General features: G+C 68.5%; 16 protein-coding genes and 1 pseudogene. 4 read left to right on the top strand and 13 right to left on the bottom strand.

Annotation, left to right across the window (positions count from 1 at the left end; all coding sequences use genetic code 11):
• Window positions 1-62 precede the first annotated feature (62 nt).
• From OG747_RS44245 to OG747_RS44205, 9 genes are all read right to left on the bottom strand, one after another.
• Window positions 63-2369, bottom strand: coding sequence for a tetratricopeptide repeat protein (locus tag OG747_RS44245; protein ID WP_405885008.1), 2307 nt, complete (start codon window positions 2367-2369; stop codon window positions 63-65).
• Between the two features lie 62 nt (window positions 2370-2431).
• Window positions 2432-3229: an oxygenase MpaB family protein gene (locus OG747_RS44240; RefSeq protein ID WP_405886019.1), complete on the bottom strand. Its 798-nt coding sequence runs from the start codon at window positions 3227-3229 to the stop codon at window positions 2432-2434.
• A gap of 332 nt (window positions 3230-3561) precedes the next feature.
• Window positions 3562-3774 carry a hypothetical protein gene (locus OG747_RS44235; RefSeq protein WP_405885007.1) on the bottom strand — a complete coding sequence of 71 codons (213 nt, stop codon included), beginning with the start codon at window positions 3772-3774 and terminating at the stop codon, window positions 3562-3564.
• Window positions 3774-4118, bottom strand: coding sequence for a hypothetical protein (locus OG747_RS44230; RefSeq protein WP_405885006.1), 345 nt, complete (start codon window positions 4116-4118; stop codon window positions 3774-3776). Before OG747_RS44230 ends, OG747_RS44235 begins: the two co-directional genes overlap by 1 nt.
• A gap of 333 nt (window positions 4119-4451) precedes the next feature.
• On the bottom strand, window positions 4452-6767 hold the full coding sequence (locus tag OG747_RS44225; protein WP_405885005.1) for a beta-glucosidase: 2316 nt from the start codon (window positions 6765-6767) through the stop codon (window positions 4452-4454).
• A 224-nt stretch (window positions 6768-6991) separates the two neighbouring features.
• Window positions 6992-7810: a carbohydrate ABC transporter permease gene (locus OG747_RS44220; RefSeq protein WP_405885004.1), complete on the bottom strand. Its 819-nt coding sequence runs from the start codon at window positions 7808-7810 to the stop codon at window positions 6992-6994.
• Window positions 7807-8712, bottom strand: coding sequence for a carbohydrate ABC transporter permease (locus OG747_RS44215; protein ID WP_405885003.1), 906 nt, complete (start codon window positions 8710-8712; stop codon window positions 7807-7809). The genes OG747_RS44220 and OG747_RS44215 overlap by 4 nt, the downstream gene beginning before the upstream one ends.
• Window positions 8713-8753: 41 nt before the next feature.
• Window positions 8754-10037, bottom strand: a complete 1284-nt coding sequence (locus OG747_RS44210) for an ABC transporter substrate-binding protein (RefSeq protein WP_405885002.1) — start codon at window positions 10035-10037, stop codon at window positions 8754-8756.
• A 269-nt stretch (window positions 10038-10306) separates the two neighbouring features.
• The gene (locus tag OG747_RS44205; protein ID WP_405885001.1) at window positions 10307-11341 is read right to left on the bottom strand and encodes a LacI family DNA-binding transcriptional regulator; all 1035 of its coding nucleotides are present in this window, start codon (window positions 11339-11341) and stop codon (window positions 10307-10309) included.
• Between the two features lie 237 nt (window positions 11342-11578).
• Here OG747_RS44205 and OG747_RS44200 point away from each other — a divergent pair, with 237 nt between their 5' ends.
• A complete protein-coding gene (locus OG747_RS44200) occupies window positions 11579-13846 on the top strand; it encodes a glycosyl hydrolase family 95 catalytic domain-containing protein (protein ID WP_405885000.1) in 2268 nt (755 codons plus the stop codon).
• Between the two features lie 78 nt (window positions 13847-13924).
• Here OG747_RS44200 and OG747_RS44195 read toward each other — a convergent pair whose 3' ends face one another.
• Window positions 13925-14965 (bottom strand): LacI family DNA-binding transcriptional regulator, encoded by a 1041-nt coding sequence (locus OG747_RS44195; protein WP_405884999.1) that lies wholly within the window; start codon window positions 14963-14965, stop codon window positions 13925-13927.
• A 421-nt stretch (window positions 14966-15386) separates the two neighbouring features.
• Window positions 15387-15560 carry a hypothetical protein gene (locus OG747_RS44190; protein ID WP_405884998.1) on the bottom strand — a complete coding sequence of 58 codons (174 nt, stop codon included), beginning with the start codon at window positions 15558-15560 and terminating at the stop codon, window positions 15387-15389.
• A gap of 1026 nt (window positions 15561-16586) precedes the next feature.
• On the opposite strand from OG747_RS44190, the gene OG747_RS44185 reads away from it, so the two are divergent.
• Window positions 16587-18293, top strand: a complete 1707-nt coding sequence (locus tag OG747_RS44185; RefSeq protein ID WP_405884997.1) for an RICIN domain-containing protein — start codon at window positions 16587-16589, stop codon at window positions 18291-18293.
• A 489-nt stretch (window positions 18294-18782) separates the two neighbouring features.
• Here OG747_RS44185 and OG747_RS44180 read toward each other — a convergent pair whose 3' ends face one another.
• A complete protein-coding gene (locus OG747_RS44180) occupies window positions 18783-18977 on the bottom strand; it encodes a hypothetical protein (RefSeq protein WP_405884996.1) in 195 nt (64 codons plus the stop codon).
• Here OG747_RS44180 and OG747_RS44175 point away from each other — a divergent pair.
• Window positions 18976-19539: a DinB family protein gene (locus OG747_RS44175; protein WP_405884995.1), complete on the top strand. Its 564-nt coding sequence runs from the start codon at window positions 18976-18978 to the stop codon at window positions 19537-19539. The two genes, OG747_RS44180 and OG747_RS44175, sit on opposite strands and share 2 nt — an antisense overlap.
• 112 nt (window positions 19540-19651) lie before the next feature.
• Here the strand turns inward: OG747_RS44175 and OG747_RS44170 are convergent.
• Window positions 19652-19999 (bottom strand): annotated as a pseudogene (locus OG747_RS44170) (sugar ABC transporter ATP-binding protein); the annotation flags it as partial.
• Between OG747_RS44170 and OG747_RS44165 the strand changes: the two are divergent.
• On the top strand, window positions 19966-20160 hold the full coding sequence (locus OG747_RS44165; RefSeq protein ID WP_405884994.1) for a transposase: 195 nt from the start codon (window positions 19966-19968) through the stop codon (window positions 20158-20160). The pseudogene OG747_RS44170 and the gene OG747_RS44165 sit on opposite strands and share 34 nt — an antisense overlap.
• Window positions 20161-20223 lie beyond the last annotated feature (63 nt).

Below are 20223 nucleotides of genomic sequence, written 5' to 3'. Positions count from 1 at the left end.
GCAGCGGCAGTCCGGCCGGGCCGGTCGGCCGCCCGTGCGGTCGGACCCGCCGAGACGGGCCGTCAGCGGCCCTGCGCCGCCCGCTGCTGGCGCAGCGCCGCCACCCTCCGGTACAGCTCCACCGCCTCCTGTCCTCGCCCCAGCTGCTCCAGACAGTGCGCCTCGTCGTTGCGGCTGGCCAGGGCGTCGGGGTGATCGGGGCCGAGGACGCGCTCGCGAGCGGTGGCGACGGCGCGGTACTCGGCGAGGGCGTCGGGCCAGCGGCCGAGCCAGCCGAGGCCGACCGCGACCTCGCGGCGGCTGACGAGGGTGTCCGGGTGGTCGGGGCCGAGGACCCGCTCGCGGATCGCGCACACGTCACGGGACTCGGCGAGCGCCTCCTCCCAGCGCCCCATCCGGCCGAGGTTGACGCCGAGGCCGTGCCGGGCGCGCAGGGTCTCGGGGTGGGTGGGGCCGTGCACCCGGGTGCGGTCGTCGATCAGGTCGCGGTACAGCTCCAGGGCCTGTGCGCTGCGGCCCAGCCGGCCGAGGCTGATGCCGACCTCGTAGCGGGCGGAGAGGGTGTCCGGGTGGTCGGGGCCGAGCGCCTGGGCGCGCGCCTCGGCCACCTCCTGGTAGGTCTCCAGTGCCTCGGGCCAGTGTCCCAACTGACCAAGCGCGTAGGCCACTTCGTAGCGAGTGACGAGTGTGTCGGGGTGGTTCGCCCCGAGCACCCGGGTACGCGCGGCGGCAACCTCGCTCGCCATCCGGTACGAGTCCTCCAGGCGTCCCAGCCTGCTCAGGTTGAAGGCGAGGTTGTGGCGGCAGCGCAGGGTGTCGGGGTGATCGGGGCCCATGGCGCGCTCCCGGGCGGCGAGCACGGAGGTGTACGCCTGGTGCGCCTCGAAGTGGCGCCCCAACTGGCCGAGCACGTAGGCCATTTCCTGGCGGGCGGCCAGGGTGTCGGGGTGGTCGGGGCCGAGCACCCGCTCCCGGCCCTGGGCGACCCGCGCGTACTCGCGCAGCGCCTCGGCGGCGCGCCCGGTGCGGCTGAGGGTGAAGCCCACCTCGTAGCGGCTGGCGAGCGTGTCGGGGTGGTCGGGGCCGAGGGCGTGTTCCCGTTCGACGGCCACCGCGCGGTGCACCTCGCCCGCCTCGGTCCACCGGCCGAGCCGCTCCAGGCTCAGTCCGGCGTTGTGCCGTCCCGCCAAGGTGGTGAGCAACTCCGGTGAAGGGGTGGGGCGTTCGATGCGCCCCGGCACTTCGGGAGCCGCCGTGGCCGGGCGCGCGGTCCAGTCGCCGGTCAGGCCCGCCGCCGCGTCCGGCGGGGTGCCGCCCAGTCCGCCGCCGGCCGCCTTGTGACCGGTGGTCATGCCCCGGGTCCAGGAGGGCAGCCGGGGTTCACGTGAGGGCGAGAGCGCGGGGGCGGGGGCGGGGGCGGGGGCGGGCGACGGTGCCTGCGTCGAGGGCTCCAGCATCCGCTGCTCACGGGCGGGGTGGTCCACGGCCGGGGACACGACGGTGGGCACATACAGCGGAGCCGTACGGCCCGCGCCGATCCGGCGGCCGAGCTCGCGCGCGTCCTGCGGGCGTTGCTCCGGCTCCTTGGCCAGCAGATCCAGGATGATCCGCTCGAAGTACTCGGGGAGTTCGGCGCGGTGGTGGCGCGGCGGCTCGGGAGGTGTGTCGCGGTGTCCGACGAGGATCGCCCAGGCGTCGTCGAGGTCGAACGGCGGCGCCCCGGTGACGATTTCGTAGAGCACACATCCGAAGGAGTACAGATCGCTGCGCTGGTCGACCTGGGCACCGCTGATCTGCTCCGGCGACATGTAGTGCGGGGTGCCCATCGCGACACCGGTACCGGTCAGCCGGGCCGTGAACCCGATGTCGTGGCCGAGGCGCGCGATGCCGAAGTCACAGATCTTCACCGTTCCGTCGGCCAGCCGCATGATGTTGGCGGGCTTCAAGTCGCGGTGCACAATGCCCTGTTGATGGGTGTAGGCGAGGGCCGCGGCCACCTGGTCGGCGATGTCGACGACGTCGGCGACGGGTAACGGATGCTGCTTGTTGTCCTCCAGGAGCTGGCTGAGGTTGCGCCCCTCCAGCAGTTCCATCACCAGATAGAGCACGCCGTCGGACTCGCCGAAGTCGTGCACCACGGTCACCCCGCGGTGCTGCAGCGCCGCGGCCACCCGGGCCTCGCGCCGGAATCTCTCCCGCAGGACACGGGTGAAGGACTGATCGTGGTGCGGGCCGAGGGGCTTGAGGCACTTCACGGCGACCTGCCGTCCCAGCGACTCGTCGCGGGCGCGCCATACCTCACCCATACCTCCCCGCCCGATCAGATCGAGCAGTCGGTACCGGCTCTGGATCAGCCTGGTCTCCGCCATCTCGTGCGATCGCCCCCGTCGCTGCTCGCCGCGCCCTCCCCTGGCCCGTCCAGTATGGCGAGTTATCTGCCGACTTTGTACGGCGCCGGGCGGGAGCCGGGGCCGAGCCGTGCCATGGCGCGCAGAATGTGTCTGGGCGGGAGTTGCCAGCGAAGACGTGCGGGAACGCAGCGCAGCAAGGTGCCCGTGACACGCAGGCGCCGGGTCACCGTCGCCGGGGCTGGTGCCGCTCTGCCGTACAACTCGTGGGCGTACGGCGGCAGGGAGGCGTACGCCAGGTGCGCCACGCGCCGCCACAGCAGGGCGCGCGCCGGGAGGAGCAACGGGTGGATCGGCGGGCGCAACAGGAAGTCGTCCACGTCACGCGCCTCGGGCCCGGCGGCGAGCTCCGGCAGCACCTTCTCGAAGTAGGCGGCCAACTCCCCCTGATTCGAGGGTACGTCGGCGGGGTCGAGGCCCACCAGACGGGCGCTGACCTGGTGTTCGCCGACGTAGCGGTCGGCCTGCGCTTCCGTCAGCCGGAACCCCGAGCGGCGCAGGACGTGCAGATAGGAGTCGATCTCGGCGCAGTGCACCCACAACAACAGCTCGGGTTCGTCGATCCGGTACCGCTCCCCCGTGTCCGGGTCGGTGGCCTTGAGCAGGGTGTGGATCTTCCGGACCCGGGCGCCCGCCTTCTCGGCGGCCTCGGTGGTGCCGTACGTCGTCGTCCCGACGAAGTTCGCGGTGCGCATCAGCCGGCCCCAGGCGTCGCGCCGGAAGTCCGAGTTCTGCAGGACGCCGCGGACCGTGCGCGGGTGCAGTGCCTGCAGATAGAGCGCGCGGATCCCGGCGACCCACATCATGGGGTCGCCGTGCATCTGCCAGGTCACCGAGGAGGGTCCGAAGAACCCCGGGTCACCTGTCCGAGGGGGGCCGAGAGGCCCTTGGTCACCTGTTCGAAGGGCGTCCACCCTGTCAGGTTAACTGTGACGAGGATCGCTAGTTGGCACTGAGCAACGTTCGTGACCTGCGTTGATGCCAAGTAGATTCAGCAACCGCAGGAACGGCAGCGGAGAGATAGTTGGCACTTTGGTACAGCGCAGGTCAGGTGGGGTGTCGCCGCGGCAACAGGCTGGACAGATCGTAGGCGGTTACGGTGTGCGCCGACAGCGGGCGGTCGCCGGCGAATGCCGCCCGCGTCACCATTCGCTCAGGCACACGGAGTGATGATCTCCCAGTCCTTCGCGGGATCTCCGGTCAGCAGGTACTCGCTCAAGTACATGTCCGTGTCCTCGTGGAGGTCGTCCTCCAGTTCCCATACGGACTCGCATTCCGGGCACAGGAAGAATTTCTTGCCCGTGTCCTTGCGCTCGTAGCAGCGTACCCAGTCCTGGCCACAGTGGGCGCAGGCAACCTTTTCCATCAGTTCCAACTCCTCGGAAAGGCCGTGATCACTTCGTTGCCGTGTTCGACGGTGATCGAAATATATTCTTCTCCGGGGTTGTAACCCACCTGCCGGGCCATCGGGATGATGTAGGTGGTACGAGCGCCCTGTTGGTTGACCGACACCGCTGCGGCCCGCCGGTTCCATGCCTCGTCGACTGTCTCCAGCACCCCCTGGTTGCCCGTGTCGAACACTCCGTGAGCGGGCTTCGCGGGGTTGTCCCGGGTGTACTGCATGACATGGGTGATGCGGTGCCCCTCAGCCGATCCCGAACCGTAGTCCAGGCCTTCGGGCGACCGGTACCAGCCGCCGCCGAGGTCCACCGGCAGCGGACAGTCCGGTCATCCAGCAGAGCTCTGCGTGAGAGGTCGGGGGCCTGGGCGGACAGCTGGTCCATTGCGGATGAGTCGCCTAAGCATGATGCCGATCACCGCCCAGCGGATCATGGTCTCCGAGTGAGCGCGGCTGGTCACGTAGTCCCGCGCCAGAGGCCAGTGTGCGGTCAGCCGCAATACCAATGACGCGCCCCTTGGCGGCTCACGCCAGTTCGTCTCACGTGCATCCCCGCAACCCGTTGTGAGTCGCTGGACATGGGATGCAAAGGAGGCTCCCCGGACCTGACCCGGGAAGCCTCCTGGCCGACGGACTACCTGAGGTCAGGCCGGGAGCACCCTGACGGGCGTGGTCATGGTGCGGGTGCGGTCGACAATGCGCTCGTCTCCTTGCAGGGTCACCTGGACCGGAACGCCGCGGTCGCCCGCCGACCGGGCGACGGTGAGCATGAGGTCACCGGGTTCGACACGTCGGCGAAGGTCTCTCCCGGTGAAGCCGGCCATGTCCGTGTGGACCTCGAACTCGACGACACGGGTCTCACCGGCGGCAAGGTCGACGCGGGTGAACGCGATGAGCTGGCGGACCGGGCGGGTGACCGAGGCGACCGGGTCGGTGAGGTAGAGCTGGGGAACGAAAGTCCCCCGGCGCTCACCGGTGTTGGAGACCCTGGCCCGCAACGTGATCGTCGCGTCGACGGACACTACGGCTTCGTCGACGGACGCGCTCTCGATCTCGAAGGTCGTGTACGACAGACCGTGCCCGAACGGGAACGCGGGTGTGGGGTCGATGTTGCTCACGCCGTCGCTCTTGAGGGCGAGCGGAGGCGCCAGGTAGGTGCCCGGCTGGCCCGCCTCGTCGCCCGGGATCTGGACCGGAAGGCGCCCGGAGGGGTTGATCCGGCCCGAGAGGACACCGGCGATGGCCGCCGCCCCTTCCTCGCCGGGGAAGAACGCCTGGACGGTGGCGCCCGCCCGCCGGGCGTGCCGGCCGATGGCGTACGGGCGGCCCGAAAGGACGACGAGGACGGCTTGGTTCGCGGCGTCGAGGACGGCCTCCACCAGTTCGTCCTGGACTCCGGGGAGTGTCAGCACGCTGACGTCGCAGCCCTCGCCGGAGGAACCGTGTCCGAACATCCCGGAGCGGTCACCGACGACGAGGACCGTCACGTCGGCCGCGGCGGCGGCAGTCACCGCGGCGGCGATGCCACTGCGGTCGTCCCCGGTGACCTGGCAACCGGTCTCGTGGCGGACCTCGGCGTCGGGGAACTCGCGCCGGAAGGCGTGGAGCACCGTGGGCGCCTCGACGCCCAGGGGGGTGTCGGGGTGGTGGGGCAGTACGTGGTTGGGGAACGAGTAGCAGCCGAACAGGCACCGGACGTCGTCGGCCGCGGGACCGATGACGGCGACGGAGCGCGCGCCGGCGAGTGGCAGCAGGTCCGAGGGGTTGTCGAGCAGGACGACGGACTCCTCGGCCAGCGCGCGGGCGATGGAGCGGTTTCGGGCCGAGTCGAAGTCAGCAGGAGCGGTGTAGCGCCCGGGATTCCAGTCGGGATCGAGCAGGCCGAGTTCGGCCTTCTGGGTCAGGACCCGCAGCACGGCGCGGTCGACGAGATCCAACGACGCGCCGTCGTCCAAGAGCGGCTCCCCGTATGCGGTGGTGTGGGGCAGTTCGACGTCGATTCCGGCCCGGAGCGCGGCACGTGCCGCGCCCGGGATGTCGGCCGCCACGTGGTGCAGGGAGGCGAGGAACGCGATCGCCCAGTAGTCGGACACCACCGTGCCCTCGAATCCCCAGCTCTCGCGCAGCAGCCGGGTCAGGAGTTCCTCGCTGGCACCACAGGGCACGCCGTCTATGTCGTTGTAGGCGTTCATGACCGAGCCGACCCGGCCCTTCACCACGGCCTTCTCGAACGGCACGAGGATCAGATCGGCGAGTTCGCGGGGACCGACAGCGGCGGGGGCGTGGTTGCGGGCTGCCCTGGAGGCGGAGTAGCCGGCGAAGTGCTTCAGCGTGGCGACGACGCCGGCCGACTGCAGCCCCTGCACGTAGGACAGGCCGAGTTCCGAAACCAGGTAGGGGTCCTCACCGAGGGTCTCCTCCACTCGGCCCCAGCGGTAGTCGCGTACGACGTCCACGACGGGTGACAGTCCCTGGTGGACGCCGACGGCCGCCATGTCCGAGCCGATGGCCGCCGCCATACGGTGGACGAGGGCGGGGTTGAAGGTGGCCGCCCAGGCGAGCGGTGTGGGGTAGACCGTGGCCTGCCAGGTGGTGAACCCGGTGAGGCACTCCTCGTGGGCGATGGCCGGGATGCCGAAGCGGTTCGCCGCCGTCACCCGCTCCTGGAACTCCGCGAGGCGCTTGCGGCCCGCCTCCGGGTCGACCGGCGCCGTACCGAATACCCGGGTCAGATGCCCGAGACCGTCGACGATCGCTTCTTCGAAGCTCTCGGCGCCGCGGAAGGTGTCCTGCATCGGGGCCACGTCTCCGGACTCGTCGTGGCCGGGCCAGGTGCTGCCGAGCTGTGCGACCTTCTCGGCCCTGGTCATGGTGTCGAGGAGGGCCCGCGCGCGAACGGACGCCGGCAGGGCGGGATCGTTCCACAGCCCGGTCGTCGGGCGCTCGTCGCTGATCGTCAAGGTCTCATCCGTTCTGTTGCGGGTGCGCGAGAACCGCGCGAGTGGTCGAGGAGGTCGCGGAGGCACCGCCGACCGGGAAGGGAGTGGGCCCGGACGCCGGTCCGGCGGTCATGGGGAGGCAGACACGCCGGACCGCGTCGCGCGGGTGAGTCGGCGCCTTTCGGCGTCCGGGCCCCGAACGGGGTGGCGTCCCGGTTCGGCGAACCCGGCGGGACGCGGCACCGTTACTTGCCGCCGGCTCCCATCAGACCCGCGACGAGGGCGCGGCGGGCGAAGAGGTAGACGACGAGGATGGGGACAGCGGACATCAGCACCGCGGCCAGCAGGGCCGGCACGTTCGCCCCGTACTCGGAGACGAAGTTGTACAGGCCCAGCGTCACCAGCTTGTTGTCGTTCGACTGGGTCATGATCAGCGGGAACAGGAAGCCGTTCCACGCCTGGAGGGCCGTGAAGACGCATGTGGTCGCGATGGCCGACTTCGACATCGGGACGACCAGCGTCAGCAGGGTCCGCGCCGGGCTCGCGCCGTCCAGCGCCATGGCCTCGTACAGCTCGTTGGAGATGTCCCGCATCCCGCCGCTGAGGACCAGCACGCTCACCGGCAGCGCGAACGCGGCGGTGGGCAGGATGATGCCCCACAGGGTGTCGTAGAGGCCGAGATTGTTGATGATCAGGAAGAGCGGGATGATCACCGCCTGGGAGGGGATCGCCAGGCCCAGCAGGAACAGGCGGAACACACCCTTGGTCATCCAGCCCCGCCCACGCACCACGGCGTAGCTGATCGGGACCGCGAGCGCCAGCACGATGGCGACCGTGGCCACCGCGACCACGACGGTGTTCCAGATGTACTGCAGGAAGCCGCTGTCCAGAACCGTGCGGAAGTTGTCCAGGGTCACGGCGTCGGGGATCGAGACGGGGCCCTTGTCGGTGTACTTCGTCTGCGGCTGTACCGCCGTGTTCACCAGCGCGTACAGCGGGACGCCGATGATCACCAGCCAGACGAGGGCGGCGGCGCCGGCGAGGTAGTTCGGGCGCGTCCTCACAGCCCCTCCATCGTGCTCGTCATCTTGTCGTACCCGCTGAGCTTCGTGAGGATGACGGAGGCGGCGGTGGCGAGCACCAGCAGGAAGCTGGCGATGGCGCTCGCGTAGCCGTAGTCGTATGTCCGGAAGGCCGTCTGGTACATGGAGAACGGCAGGATCGCCGTGTCGGTGCCGGGGCCGCCGTTGGTCAGCAGCAGGACGATGTCGAAGGCCGTGAGACCGCCGACGACCATGAAGATGGTCGAAGTGATCATCGTGTTGCGCAGCTGCGGCAGTGTGATGTGGACGAACTGCCGGACCCGCCCCGCGCCGTCGATCGCGGCCGCCTGGTAGAGCGTGTGCGGGATGGCCCGGGCGGCGCCCTGGTAGAGCAGGCTGTGGAAGGGGACGAACTGCCAGGTGGTGACGAGGACCAGGCAGGCGATCGCGCCCTGCTGGGTGCCCATCGGATTGGTGCCGAACAGCCACTCGAACTTGGACGGCAGGCCGAAGTTCGGGTCCAGCAGCTGGCGCCACATGATGGCCGTGGCCGCCGTGGACAGCAGCAGCGGCAGGAAGAACACCGCCGACAGGATCGCCCGGTTGCGCTGGTGACCGGCCGCCCAGACGCCCAGCAGGATGCTGACCGGCGCCTGTACCACGATGTTCCCGATCAGCAGGACCCCCGTGACCAGGGTGGACTGCCAGACCTGACTGTCGCCGAAGAACCGCGACCAGTTCGCCGCACCGGTGAACTGCGGTGGGTTCAGGCCGTCCCAGTGCGTGAAGGAGAGGTAGAGCACGCCCACCATCGGCGCGACGGCGAAGACGAGGAAGAACAGCAGCCCGGGAACCGCCCAGGCCACGCCGGGCCGCTCCAGGGTGGGCGGAGCGGCCCGGTCACGCACCCGCTGCTTGCGCATGGGCCGTGAAGTCGTTGCGGAGACCACGTGGACGCGCCTTCCTACTTCTTGATCGCCAGAACCGCGCTGACGAACTGCTCCGGCGAACTCTGCCCGTTGAACAGCTTCTGGATCTCGGTCAGCAGCGGCGTGCCGAGAGTGAGGCCGAGCGCCTGGTCCCAGGACTGGGTGAAGGAAGGGGCCTTCTGCACCAGGTCGTACTGGAACTGGGCGTACGCCGGGTCGGCCGCCTTGGTGAGGTACTTCGCGGCGTTGGAGATGACCGGCACCTCACCCTTCTCGACCAGTCCCTGCACGTAGCTGTCGCTGTAGGTGGTCTTCAGGAAGTCCGTCGCGGTCTGCTTGGCGGCGGAAGTGGTCACCGAAAGGTAGTTCGTGGGGTTGCCGACCACGTTGCCGGCATCGCCCTTGCCTCCCTCCACGGAGGGGAAGGCCACGTATCCCAGGCTGTTCTTCGCGAAGTCGGGGGCCTCACTCTGCTGCTGGGCGTACTCCCACGAACCCATCAGCACCATCGCCGCCTTGCCCTTGTTGAGCAGGGTGGTGGTGCCGCCGGGGCCGTAGTTGACCGATCCGAACTTCTCGCCGAACGCGCCGCTGTCCACCAGCTCCTTGATCATCTGCGCGGTCTTGAGGATGGCGGGGTCCTTCCACTGCGACCAGTCGCCGCCCTGGATCTTGTCGAACAGCTTCGGCCCCGCGAGGCGGTCGACGAGGTACTCGACCCACATCAGCTCGGTCCACGAGTAGCTGGCGTTGCCGGCGAGCGCGAAGGGCGTGACCCCCTTGCCCTTGAAGACCTTGACCAGGTTCTGCAGCTCGGCGTAGGTCGTCGGCGGCTCGACGCCCGCGTCGGCGAAGACCTTCTTGTTGTAGAAGAGGAACACCGGCTGGGTGCCCCGGCAGGGGATGCCGACCAGCTTGCCGCCGACCTTGCCCGCGGCCAGCGCGGACGGCAGGAAGCGCGACTCCAGGGCCGTGTCCAGTGTGACCAGCTTGCCGGCCGTGACGTAGTCGGTCAGGCTGCCGCCGCCCCAGCTGAAGAACACCCCGGGCATCTTCGCCGAGCCCATCGCGGTCCGCAGCTTGTCCTTGTACCCGTCCCTGGCGATCACGGCCATGCTGACCTTGCCCTTGCCGGCGGAGTTGAAGGTGTCCACCGCCGCCTTCTGGACCGAGTTGGTCGGGTCCTGCAGCGTCCAGAAGTCAACGTTGCCCGTGGGCGAGGACGTGGAGCTGCCGGACGAACCACAGCCGGCCACGGTGACGCTCAGCGTGGTCGCCGCCGTAGCGGTGAGGAACCATCTCCGGGACACACTGTTCATCGTTGAACACCTTTCGAGTCGGCAGGATCCCCTTCGCGGGTGCACTGCACCCGGCAGGCCGTCCCGGGCCTGCCCGCACTGAGGGATCTGGGTCAATGGCCATGACCGTCAGGCGCTGTTGCGCAAGTGTTGCGGTTCCGTTGCTCCTGCGGTTGAGCTGGCGTCGGTCACGTTAAGCGGCGCAATTCGGCCGCGGCAATATCGGAGCGAAATCACTTCCGAAAGACTTTCGCAGTCCGAGGGCTTGCGAAACCGGCTCAGGTTCGTCCCTATTTCCCGGTTTCGGGCGGCGCCGTGGACATGCGCACGACCAGTTCCGTCGCGAGTTCCCTGCGCGTCGTGGCGGGAGGCCGGCCCTCGGCGAGGTTCAACAGGACACGCGTGGCCTCCTGGCCCAGTTCCCTGAACGGCTGCCTCACCGCACTCAGCGGCGGCGAGGCCATGGCGGCCACGAGGGTGTCGTCGAACGACATCACCGACAGCCGGCGCGGTACGGCGATGCCCAGTTGCCGGGCGGCCTCCAGAGCGCCGAGCGCCTGGACGTCACTCGCGGCGAAGAGAGCGGTCGGTCTCTCGCCCCGCTCCAGCACACTGCGGGCGGCGCGCAGTGCCTCGCCGTAGTCGAAGTCCGTCGAGCGCACGAGCGTGGCGTCGTAAGGGATCCCGGCCTCCGTCAGGGCGGCCCGGTAGCCGTGCAGGCGCGCGGACCCGGCCAGGGAGTGCGACCGGCCGGCCAGCATGCAGATGCGGCGGTGCCCGAGGTCGATCAGGTGCTGGACAGCGGTCGTCGCGCCGTGCCAGTTCGCCACCCCGACACTGGGGATGTCCGCGGACGGCGCGTTCAGGGGATCGACGAGCACCACCGGAATCCGCTGCTCCAGGATCCGGCGCTCGTCCCGCTCGACGAGAGTGGAGATGACGATGACGACCCCGAGGGCGTCCAGCTTCTGACACTCCTCCAACCACTGTGCGATCGAGCGCCGGCTCGTCGTGCCGACGGTCGTGTGGACACCGATTTCGGCCGCCGACTCCACGATGCCGCGGACCACTTCGAGGGTGTACGGGCCGGCCAGGTCCCGGAACACCGCAAGGATCTGCCGTCGCCGACGAGCTTCGGTCTCCCAAGTACGGACAAAGCCACGTTCGGCCAGCAGCGCCTCGATGCGGGCGCGTGTCGCCTCGGACACGTCACGCCGTCTGTGGACGACCTTGGACACGGTCGCAGGCGAGACGCCGACCTCGTCGGCTATCGAGGCGAGAAGCCCGTACTGGGCGTTCCGGCGCGAGCTGGTTGGGCCCGTCACTGCGGTGTGGACCTCCCCTGCCCCATCCGTTGGCCTGTTCTGAGTGCGTGCTGAGTGAACGTACACGCCGGTTCGATCACGGCAGGCCGGGGAAGAGTGCCGAAAGCCGCGTACACCTGCGGAAACGCGAGAGCTCAAGGGCTGCGAAAGTCTTTCGCGACCCGATCGGCCGCCTCTTGTAGGCTCCCCCGCAGCCTGTTCGAGCCGCTCAGGCACGTTACTTCCGGGAGGCCGGGAATGCCGGTGCACAGCATCCACGACACACAACCCGCCGACCGCTGGGAGGACGCTTTCCTCTCCGGCAACGGCGAGTACGGAATCATGGTGTTCGGGCATCCCCACCGGGAGCGGATCGTTCACAACCACCACCGTTACGTGCTGCCCAACGAGTCCCTCGGGATGCGGCCGCCGGCCGTCGCCGACCGTCTTGAACAGGTTCGCGACCTGGCCCTCGCCGGGGAACGGGAGCGGGCACAGCGCGAGTTCTCCGACGGCAGGGCGATGGCCTGGACACAGTCCTTCCATCCGGGGCACGTGCTTCATGTGGATACGGCGGCCGGGGACGGCCCTGTCGAGCACTACCGCCGGGTCACCGACTTCGCCACCGGTGAGGTGAGGGTCACCTGGTCCGACGGGGAACGGGAGTGGGTACGGCGCGCGTTCGTGTCGCGCACCGACGCCGTCGCTGTCGTCGAGATCACCGGTCCGCGGCTCGACCTGGCCATACGGCTGTCCGGAGAGTCGTCGGGCCGCCCCGCCGAGGTCACCTTCACGACGTCCGCCGAGGTCACCGGGGACGGCGAGGCGTCACTCGCCGTCGTGGGAGAGTATCCGCCCGGTCCCGGCGCGGCGGGATTCACCGGCGTGACCCGGGCTGTCGTCACGGGCGGCAGGGTCGTGGCGGAAGGGGACACGGTCCGTGTCGAAGGAGCGACGCGCATCGTTCTGCTGACCCGGATGGACCGGTCGGCGCCCCTCCCCCGCATCGACGCGCTCCGCGCGGTCCTGGCTGAACTGCCCGCCGAATACGACGAGTTGCTCTCCCGGCATGCGCCCGTCCACGGCGAGCTCTACGGCCGCGCCGAACTCGACCTGGGTGTGCCCGACAGCGACCGCGGCCTCCCCGTGGGCGAGCTGATCGCCCGTGCCGACACCAAGACGCTGGACGGCGCGCTGGTTGAGGCGCTGTTCCACTCCGGCCGCTACCTGCTGCTCAGCTCCAGCGGGGTACTGCCGCCCCGGCTGACCGGCCTGTGGCTGGGGGAATGGGGCGCCGCCTGGTCCGGCGACTACACCACCGACGCCAACATCAACCTCCAGATGGCCTGGGCGGTCCTCACCGGCATGCCCGAACTCATCGCGCCGTACGCCGCGCTGATCGGCGGGCAGATCGACGACTGGCGCACCAACGCCCGCACGATCTACGGCACCCGAGGGATCCTTGCCCCCAGCCGGACGGACGGCGAACACGGGCTGCTCTTCCATCTGAACGACGACTGGCCCTGGACCATGTGGCTGGCGGGCGCGGACTGGCTGCTGTTCCCGCTGTACGAGTACTGGCAGGCGACCGGCGACGACGACTTCCTCGCCCGCACCCTCGCCCCCTGGCTCGTCGAGGCCGCCGTCTTCTTCGAGGACTTCCTCATCCGCGAGGACGACGACGGACACGTCGTCCTGGTCCCCTCCTACTCCCCCGAGGTCGGCCCTCGCAACGGGCGTGGCATGTCCGGGGTGAACGCCACCATGGACCTGGCCGCGGCCCGGCACGCCCTCACCACCGCCGCCGACGTCTGCACCCGCCTCGGCATCGAGCAGACCGCGGTCGGCCGCTGGCGCGCGCTGGCGGAGCGGCTGCCGCCCTACCGCGTCGACGACCAGGGAGCGCTCGCCGAGTGGGCGTGGCCGGGACTGGAGACCGCCGACGACCACCGGCACGTCAGCCACCTCTACCCGGTGTGGCCGCTGCACGACATCACCCCGGACGACACCCCCGACCTGGCCGCCGCCGCTCGCGAAGCCCTGCTGCGACGTGGTGACGAGAACCTCTCCGCGCACGGCAGCCTGCACCGCGCCCTGGTCGCCGCACGCCTGAAGGACAGCGAGACGGCGAAGGAGAACGTCCTCAAGATCGTGGGCCGGAACATGGTCTTCCGGTCGCTGATGACCTCGCACAACCCCGATCTGGAGATCTACAACGCGGACGCCGCCCACTGTCTGCCGACCGTGGTCGTGGAAATGCTGCTCGACTCCCGGCCCGGGATCGTGGAACTCCTACCCGCCCGGCCCCCGGAGTGGCGGTCCGGCAGCCTGCGCGGCCTCGCCACGCGCGCCGGGGTCGGCGTCGACGAGCTGACGTGGGATGTGTCCGAGGGCCTCACGAAGGTGGTTCTCACATCGCCACTTGAGCGGGACATCGTCCTCGTGTGCCGTGACGGCTCGGACCAGCGGCAGACCGTACACCTGCTGCCGCACGTCCCCACCACAGTGACCGTCCCGCTCGCCTGAGGCCTCAGGGGCGGGCAAACGCGGGACGCCCGCCCTCGAGGCAACCGCAACGGTGCAACGCGTGCGCCCTGCGGTCACTCACTGTGTATCGACTCGACTGCGCACCGAAGTCGAGGTGCGCAGCACGAGCTCCGTCGCCAACTCGATCCGGGACGACGCGGGCGGTCGACCCTCTGCGAGTTGCACGAGCACCCTGGTGGCCTCGGCGCCCAGCTCCTCGAACGGCTGGCGCACCGCGCTCAGCGGCGGGCAGGCCATGGCCGCCACGAGGGTGTCGTCGAAGGACATGACCGCCAGGTCCTCGGGAACGCTGAACCCGTGCTGACGGGCCGCTTCCAGGACGCCGAGCGCCTGCGCGTCACTTGCCGCGAAGACGGCGGTGGGTGGATTGCCGGAGCGCAGGATCTGCAGGCTGGCGAGCAGCCCTTCTTCGAAGTCGAAGTCGGTCGAGCGCACGATCGCCGGGTCGTACGCGATCCCCGCCTCCTCCAGAGCGGCCCGGTAGCCATGCAGCCGCGCCGCCCCGGCCAGTGAGTGCGAACGGCCCGCGACCATGCCAATCCGGGTGTGCCCGAGGCCCAGCAGGTGTTGCACCGCTTCCCTGGCCCCGCTCCAGTTCGTCACCCCGATGCTCGGAATGTCGTGAGTCGGTGCGCTCAGCGGGTCGATCAGCACCACGGGAAGCCGCCGCTCGACGATCCGGCGCTGGTCTTCCTCGGCCAGCATGGAGATCACGATGATCAGGCCCGCTGCGTCGAGTGCCACGCACTCCTCAAGCCACTGGGAGATCGAACGGTGACCCGTCGTCCCGGTCACCACGTCCAGGCCCAGTTCGTCCGCCGCGTCCACAATCCCACGGACGACTTCCAGCGTGTACGGCCCCGACAGGTCACGGAACACCGCGATGATCTGACGCGGCGCCGCGGGATCAGGTTCTCCCGGGCGGACGTACCCGTGGCGTGCCAGCAGGTCCTCGACCCGGGCTCGCGTCGCCGCTCCGACGTCGGCACGCCGGTGCACGACCTTCGACACGGTGCTGAGCGACACTCCCGCCTCGCTGGCGATGCCGGTCAGCAAACCGTACTGCGCATCCCCGCGTGCGCTGCCCCGAACTGTCACTCGTACGCCTCGCCTTTGAGCTGCCACTCGAAACTCCGCCGCAAGCCAACAGGACGAAAGGCCCGGTGACAAGGCTGCTGCATCGACGACGAGCAGCGCACCGCGTCGGTCTCACTCCCCGTGGATCGTCGAGGGTACGCACGGCGCCGTAGCCGTTCCGTGTTCGCCTGATCAGCATGCTCGCCACCGCGGTCCTGGCCATCACACGTGCCCACGCCGGTCACGTCGGCGAACCCAGCGGCCCACTCGCTCCTGTCAGCTGCCGCGAACTGCTCCGTCTCCTGCCCGTCGCGACCTGGACGACGGGTCAACCAACCGGTTGCGCATGGCGATCTCTGGCTGGTCCCGCCCTGCGACGGGGCCAGCTGGTTTGCCTACACCTCGTACGTGCCCGGCCAGAGCAAGATGCCGTGCTCCCTGGTCAACTGCTCACCGTCCTGAACAACCGGCCGGTCTCCTCGCCCGGATCCTTCGGGACGGTGTATCCCGTCTCGTCGCGGATCTCGTCGAAGTGGTCTCGGACGTCCTCCATCGACAGGGCCGGGTTGAAGTAGCCGTCCGTTCTGCCGACGAAGAACCCCCGGCGAATGGTCACCGCACTCGGCCGTCGAGCAGGCGATCGGCAGCACACTCACTTGACCAGACAATCGCTGGCGGACTGACGGCACATCGAAGCTCCGGGCGGTGCAGGCGACTTGATCGGTCGCCGACATCAACCGGAGCTTCGTTGCGTACGGAACGGGCCGACCACCCGTCAAAATACCGTCGCGACCTGCACACTCACGTGATCATCAGGAATTTGAAACCGCCTTGGATGGCGAGGGTGCGCCGACACGTCAATACACAGCGAACCGCTCCTCTGCGAAACACTTTCGAAACGCGCTGGTGACACAGATGCCCCACGCCCGAATAATTGGCCCATCCCCGCTCCCCGTCGGGGAGTTCAGAGGAGGTGAAGGGGTTGCCTTGTTCGCGATGGCACGAAGGCATTGGAACTGCGTTACAACCGCAGCCGGAATGGCACGCTACCGGCCTCTTTTGAACGGACCGCCACCCATCCGGTCCGCGCCGTCTGCGAAGTACCGACAGCGACGTGACATCAGCGATTCCCCTGTCATCGTCAACGGTTGAGGCAACCGCAACGCTGCCTTCCTCTGCAAACAGTTGCCGCGGACAGGTCGTTCGACTCCCTTCGGCTTTCACGCACTGCGTGCCCTCGACGGAATCGGGCGCGACGAGCGAATACAGTAGAGCGGTGGACCCGCTCGTACGCCATAAGCCGTGAATGCGCCCACTCACCAATCAGGAAACCCGATACCCCAGGGCCGACTCGACTGCACCGATCCGCAGGCTCAGTCCGCGACTCGAACGTTTGGCATCCCCTTGGCGCGGCGTGGACGGGACGCTCCAAATGGCCTGAGGGAAGACAAACCCGCCTCCGCTTTGGCGCCGCCAAGTCGGAGAGAAACCACCGGCCACCGGCATACGGGTCCCGGCTCGCTCCGGGCTCCAAGATCCGATCTTGTCTATCTTTTCGGGAGGAAAGATGAAAGGCACAAGACATCCGCGTAAAGCTTTGATCGTCGTTCTGGCTATAGCCGCGGCACTGTGGACCTTTGCGATGCCTGCGCAGGCGTCCACGCCGACTCCAGCCACCCTCTACCAGCTCCCGAGCAACGCATCCTGCACGAAGGCCACCAACAACTGCGCCCTGTACCCGAAAACGGCCGTGCTGCCGAGCGGACGGCTCGTCGCGGCATTCGAAAAGTCGACGGTAGCCGCCTCGGGTTCGGCCGACGGCCAGACAATGCCGTTGTACAAGAGCGACGACAACGGAACGACCTGGCAACACCTGGCAGACGTCAAGGCACCGGCGTACGCGTCGTCGAACCCCGCCTACTCCTCGTACGTCAGTAACTGGACCAACCCGTATCTGTACGTGCTGCCCCAGGCAGTCGGAAATCTCGCATCCGGCACACTGCTGATGGCCACCGTCGTATCGGGCGACGACTACAACTACCTCGGCCAGAAAGCAACCAACGCCAACTACACGCCGACGCACGACGGCGACCGCAGCAACACGGCGATTGCGCTTTACTCGAGCACCGACTCGGGCTCGACGTGGAATGTCGTCAACGTCATCACGACGGGCAGCTGGTCCAACGGTGCGAACTACCCGGCCACCGAGAACACTTACCACCAGAACGACCCCGTTTGGGAACCGTACCTGATGGTCTACAACAACCAGCTCGTCGCCTACTACTCCGACGAGAACGACTACACCGGCTACGACTCGTCGACCGGCGTCCCGACGATCGACCCGAACAACAACACGACTCCGGATCCCGCCACACAGATCCTTGCGCACCGGACGTGGGACGGCGTCAGCTCGTCGTGGAGCAGCCCGGTTGTCGATGTCTCCGGGACGACGGTCACCAATTCGTCCGGTTACAGCGAGATCGGCGGTGGCCGCCCCGGCATGACCACTGTCGTCCAGACCAGTGACGGCAAGTGGATGATGACCTTCGAATACTGGGGTGGCGGTGACAACGTCCGCTACAAGATCGCCAGCGATCCGCTGCACTTCTACTCGGTGGGCGGTACCGCGGGCACCGGCGTCACCTCGCTCTCGGTGACATCGGGCTCCAGCGCCTTGTCCCGTGGAGGAAGCCCGGTGCTCATGCGCATGCCGAACGGGCGGATCCTCTTCAACGCCGCGGGCAGCGGGGACGTCTGGACGAACGCCAGCGGAAGCAGCACCGGCGCGTGGACGCAGCAGCACACGACGATGGCGTCCTCCTACAGCCGCAGCCTCACCTACATCCCCAGTACGGGCCGAGTCGAGATCGTCGGCGGGACAACCACGATCTCCTACGCGGACATCGACTTCGGAAGCTCCACCGGCGCGTACTACAAGCTCGTCAACGTCAACAGCGGTAAGGCCCTCGGCGTGTTGGGCGCCGACCTCCTGGACGGGAAGAACGTGGTCCAGTGGACCGACAACGGGTCGGCCGACCAGTTGTGGCATGTCACGGATGTCGGCAGCGGATACAGCACGCTGCTCGACAAGAACAGCGGCCGAGCCCTCGGCATCCTGGCGGCCAGCACGTCGAGCGGCGCGAACGCCGTGCAGTGGGTGCAGAACAGCGGCAACGACCAGCAGTGGCAGGTGGTCGCCGTCGGCTCCAACTACAAGCTGGTGAACCGCAACTCGGGTCTCGCCCTCAGCGTTTCCGGAGCAGCCACCAGCGACGGCGCGCAGATCGTCCAGCAGGCGTACACCGGCGCCTCCTCTCAGCTGTGGTCCCTGGTGCTGGTTTCGTCGTAGACACCGGCACGCCTCAACAGGCAGCACACAAAGCGGGAGCCCGGCCAAACGCTGGGCTCCTGCCAGGGTGCCACGTGAGCATGCTCATGGGCAGGCGCACGGTATGGCGCCGGCCCTGCGGCGTCAGTCGAGCGGGACGCTCTGGGCCGAGCGGGGCATCACCTTGGTCCCCGCGGGACACGCTCACGCCGAGCCCGCTCATCAGTTGTCAGCGCACCGCCATCGGGATGCCTCACCCTTCGGCCTGGCGCAGCCTGCACCAGCCGAGACCACGCGTCCTACGCCCTGGCCCTTGAAGATATGGACATGGACCACGACGCCCGCCTCACCACGGGTAGGGTTGGCAAGTTGCTGTACGTACAGTGAGTCTTCGCCATCTTCGAACATGCAGGTCGGAGGCTCTGGCGTGGCGCTCGCTCGGGATACTCGTGCTGATCTCGGGCGGGAGTCTGCGGTCTTGATCATCCGTCATGTCATCGGTCGAGGCTGTCACATGCGGGTCATTGAACCAGCCCAGCCAGCCGGGTTGTTGATGTCAAACAGCCGCTCGCGGCGGCGCGGCCCGAAGGCCACATCAGCCCCCAGCGTCATCTCCCGGTGCGGTACGCTCTCGCGGCCCACGGCCGGCGACGGCGTCCGCGAGGGGCGCAGCCAGGTCTCCCGTTGTATGTAGTGTGCGGACATGACAAGAAGTGAGCGGATCGCAGACCAGCTGGACCGGCACTGGCAGAAGAACCTGCGGCCGCGGCTGCACGGTCTTGCCGATGAGGAGTACTTCTGGGAGCCGGTGCGTGGCTGCTGGAGCATCCGCCCACGTGGCACGTCGGCCGCACCGATGTCGGCAGGTTCGGGGGAATGGACGATGGACTCCGCGTCCCCTGACCCGGTGCCATCGCCGGTGACCACGATTGCCTGGCGGCTGGCGCACATCATCGTCTCGTGCCTGGGCTATCGGGTCGGATGGCACTTCGGCGGCCAGGACGTCGACTCCCAGACATTCGCCTACGCGGGGACCGCTGACGAGGCGCTGAAACAGCTCGATGAGATGTATGGGAGATGGAACGCGGGGGTCCGCGAGCTCTCGGACGCTGACCTGGAGAATCCGCCCACGGTGGGTCCCGAGCGGTTTCCCATGGAGGGCATCGTCCTGCACGTCAACAGGGAGCTGATCCATCACGGCGCCGAGATTTCCCTGCTGCGCGACCTCTACCGCTGGCAGGACGGAGCCGTACCGCGCCCAATATGACTTTCCGGTAACCGGCGATCGAGCTTCGGAAACCTACGTGGACTCCGTGACGCTCCGTGGCTGCGAGCTTCAGTGAAGCTGCGTCCTCTTGAAAGTAGCTGGTCAGGGCGGTGGCGGCGACGTCCAGCCGCGCGGTCGGCTCGTCGAGGACGATGAAACGCGCCCCGAAGGACAGCGCCCGGGCGATCTCCACGAACTGCCGCTGCTCGATGTCCAGTTCACCGCCGGGTGTGCGCACGTCCACGCCGACCGACCAGGTCGCCAGCAGTTCATGAGCCTTGCCGCGGACCGTCCCCCAGCTGATCAGGCCGCCGCGTCAGCGGTCGTGCCGGTTCAGGAAGAGGTTCTCGGCGACTGTCAGTTCGGGGATCCCGGTTCGGAAACGCCGCCGACAACGGGTGGCAGCAGCCGAGATATCCGACGGACATGACGGACGCGGAGTGGGCGGCCGTCCGGCCGTTGCTGCCGGTGCCGGGCTGGACGCGCGGTCGCGGCGGCCGGCCGGAGGCGTACTGCCACCGGGCTGTACTCGATGCGACCCGCGACCTCGTTGACAACGGCATCAAGTGGCAAGTTATTGAGAATCGAGACAGGGCTGTGTCCTTTCGTTCGGTGGGGTGAGGTCCGACGGCCGTTGACTGCGTGCCTGTCCGGGCACTCCGGGCGGGTGTCAGTGGGTTCTGC

Source organism: Streptomyces sp. NBC_01384 (genome assembly GCF_045040035.1).
Classification (GTDB): domain Bacteria; phylum Actinomycetota; class Actinomycetes; order Streptomycetales; family Streptomycetaceae; genus Streptomyces.
This window is presented reverse-complemented; position numbering and strand designations above follow the sequence as displayed.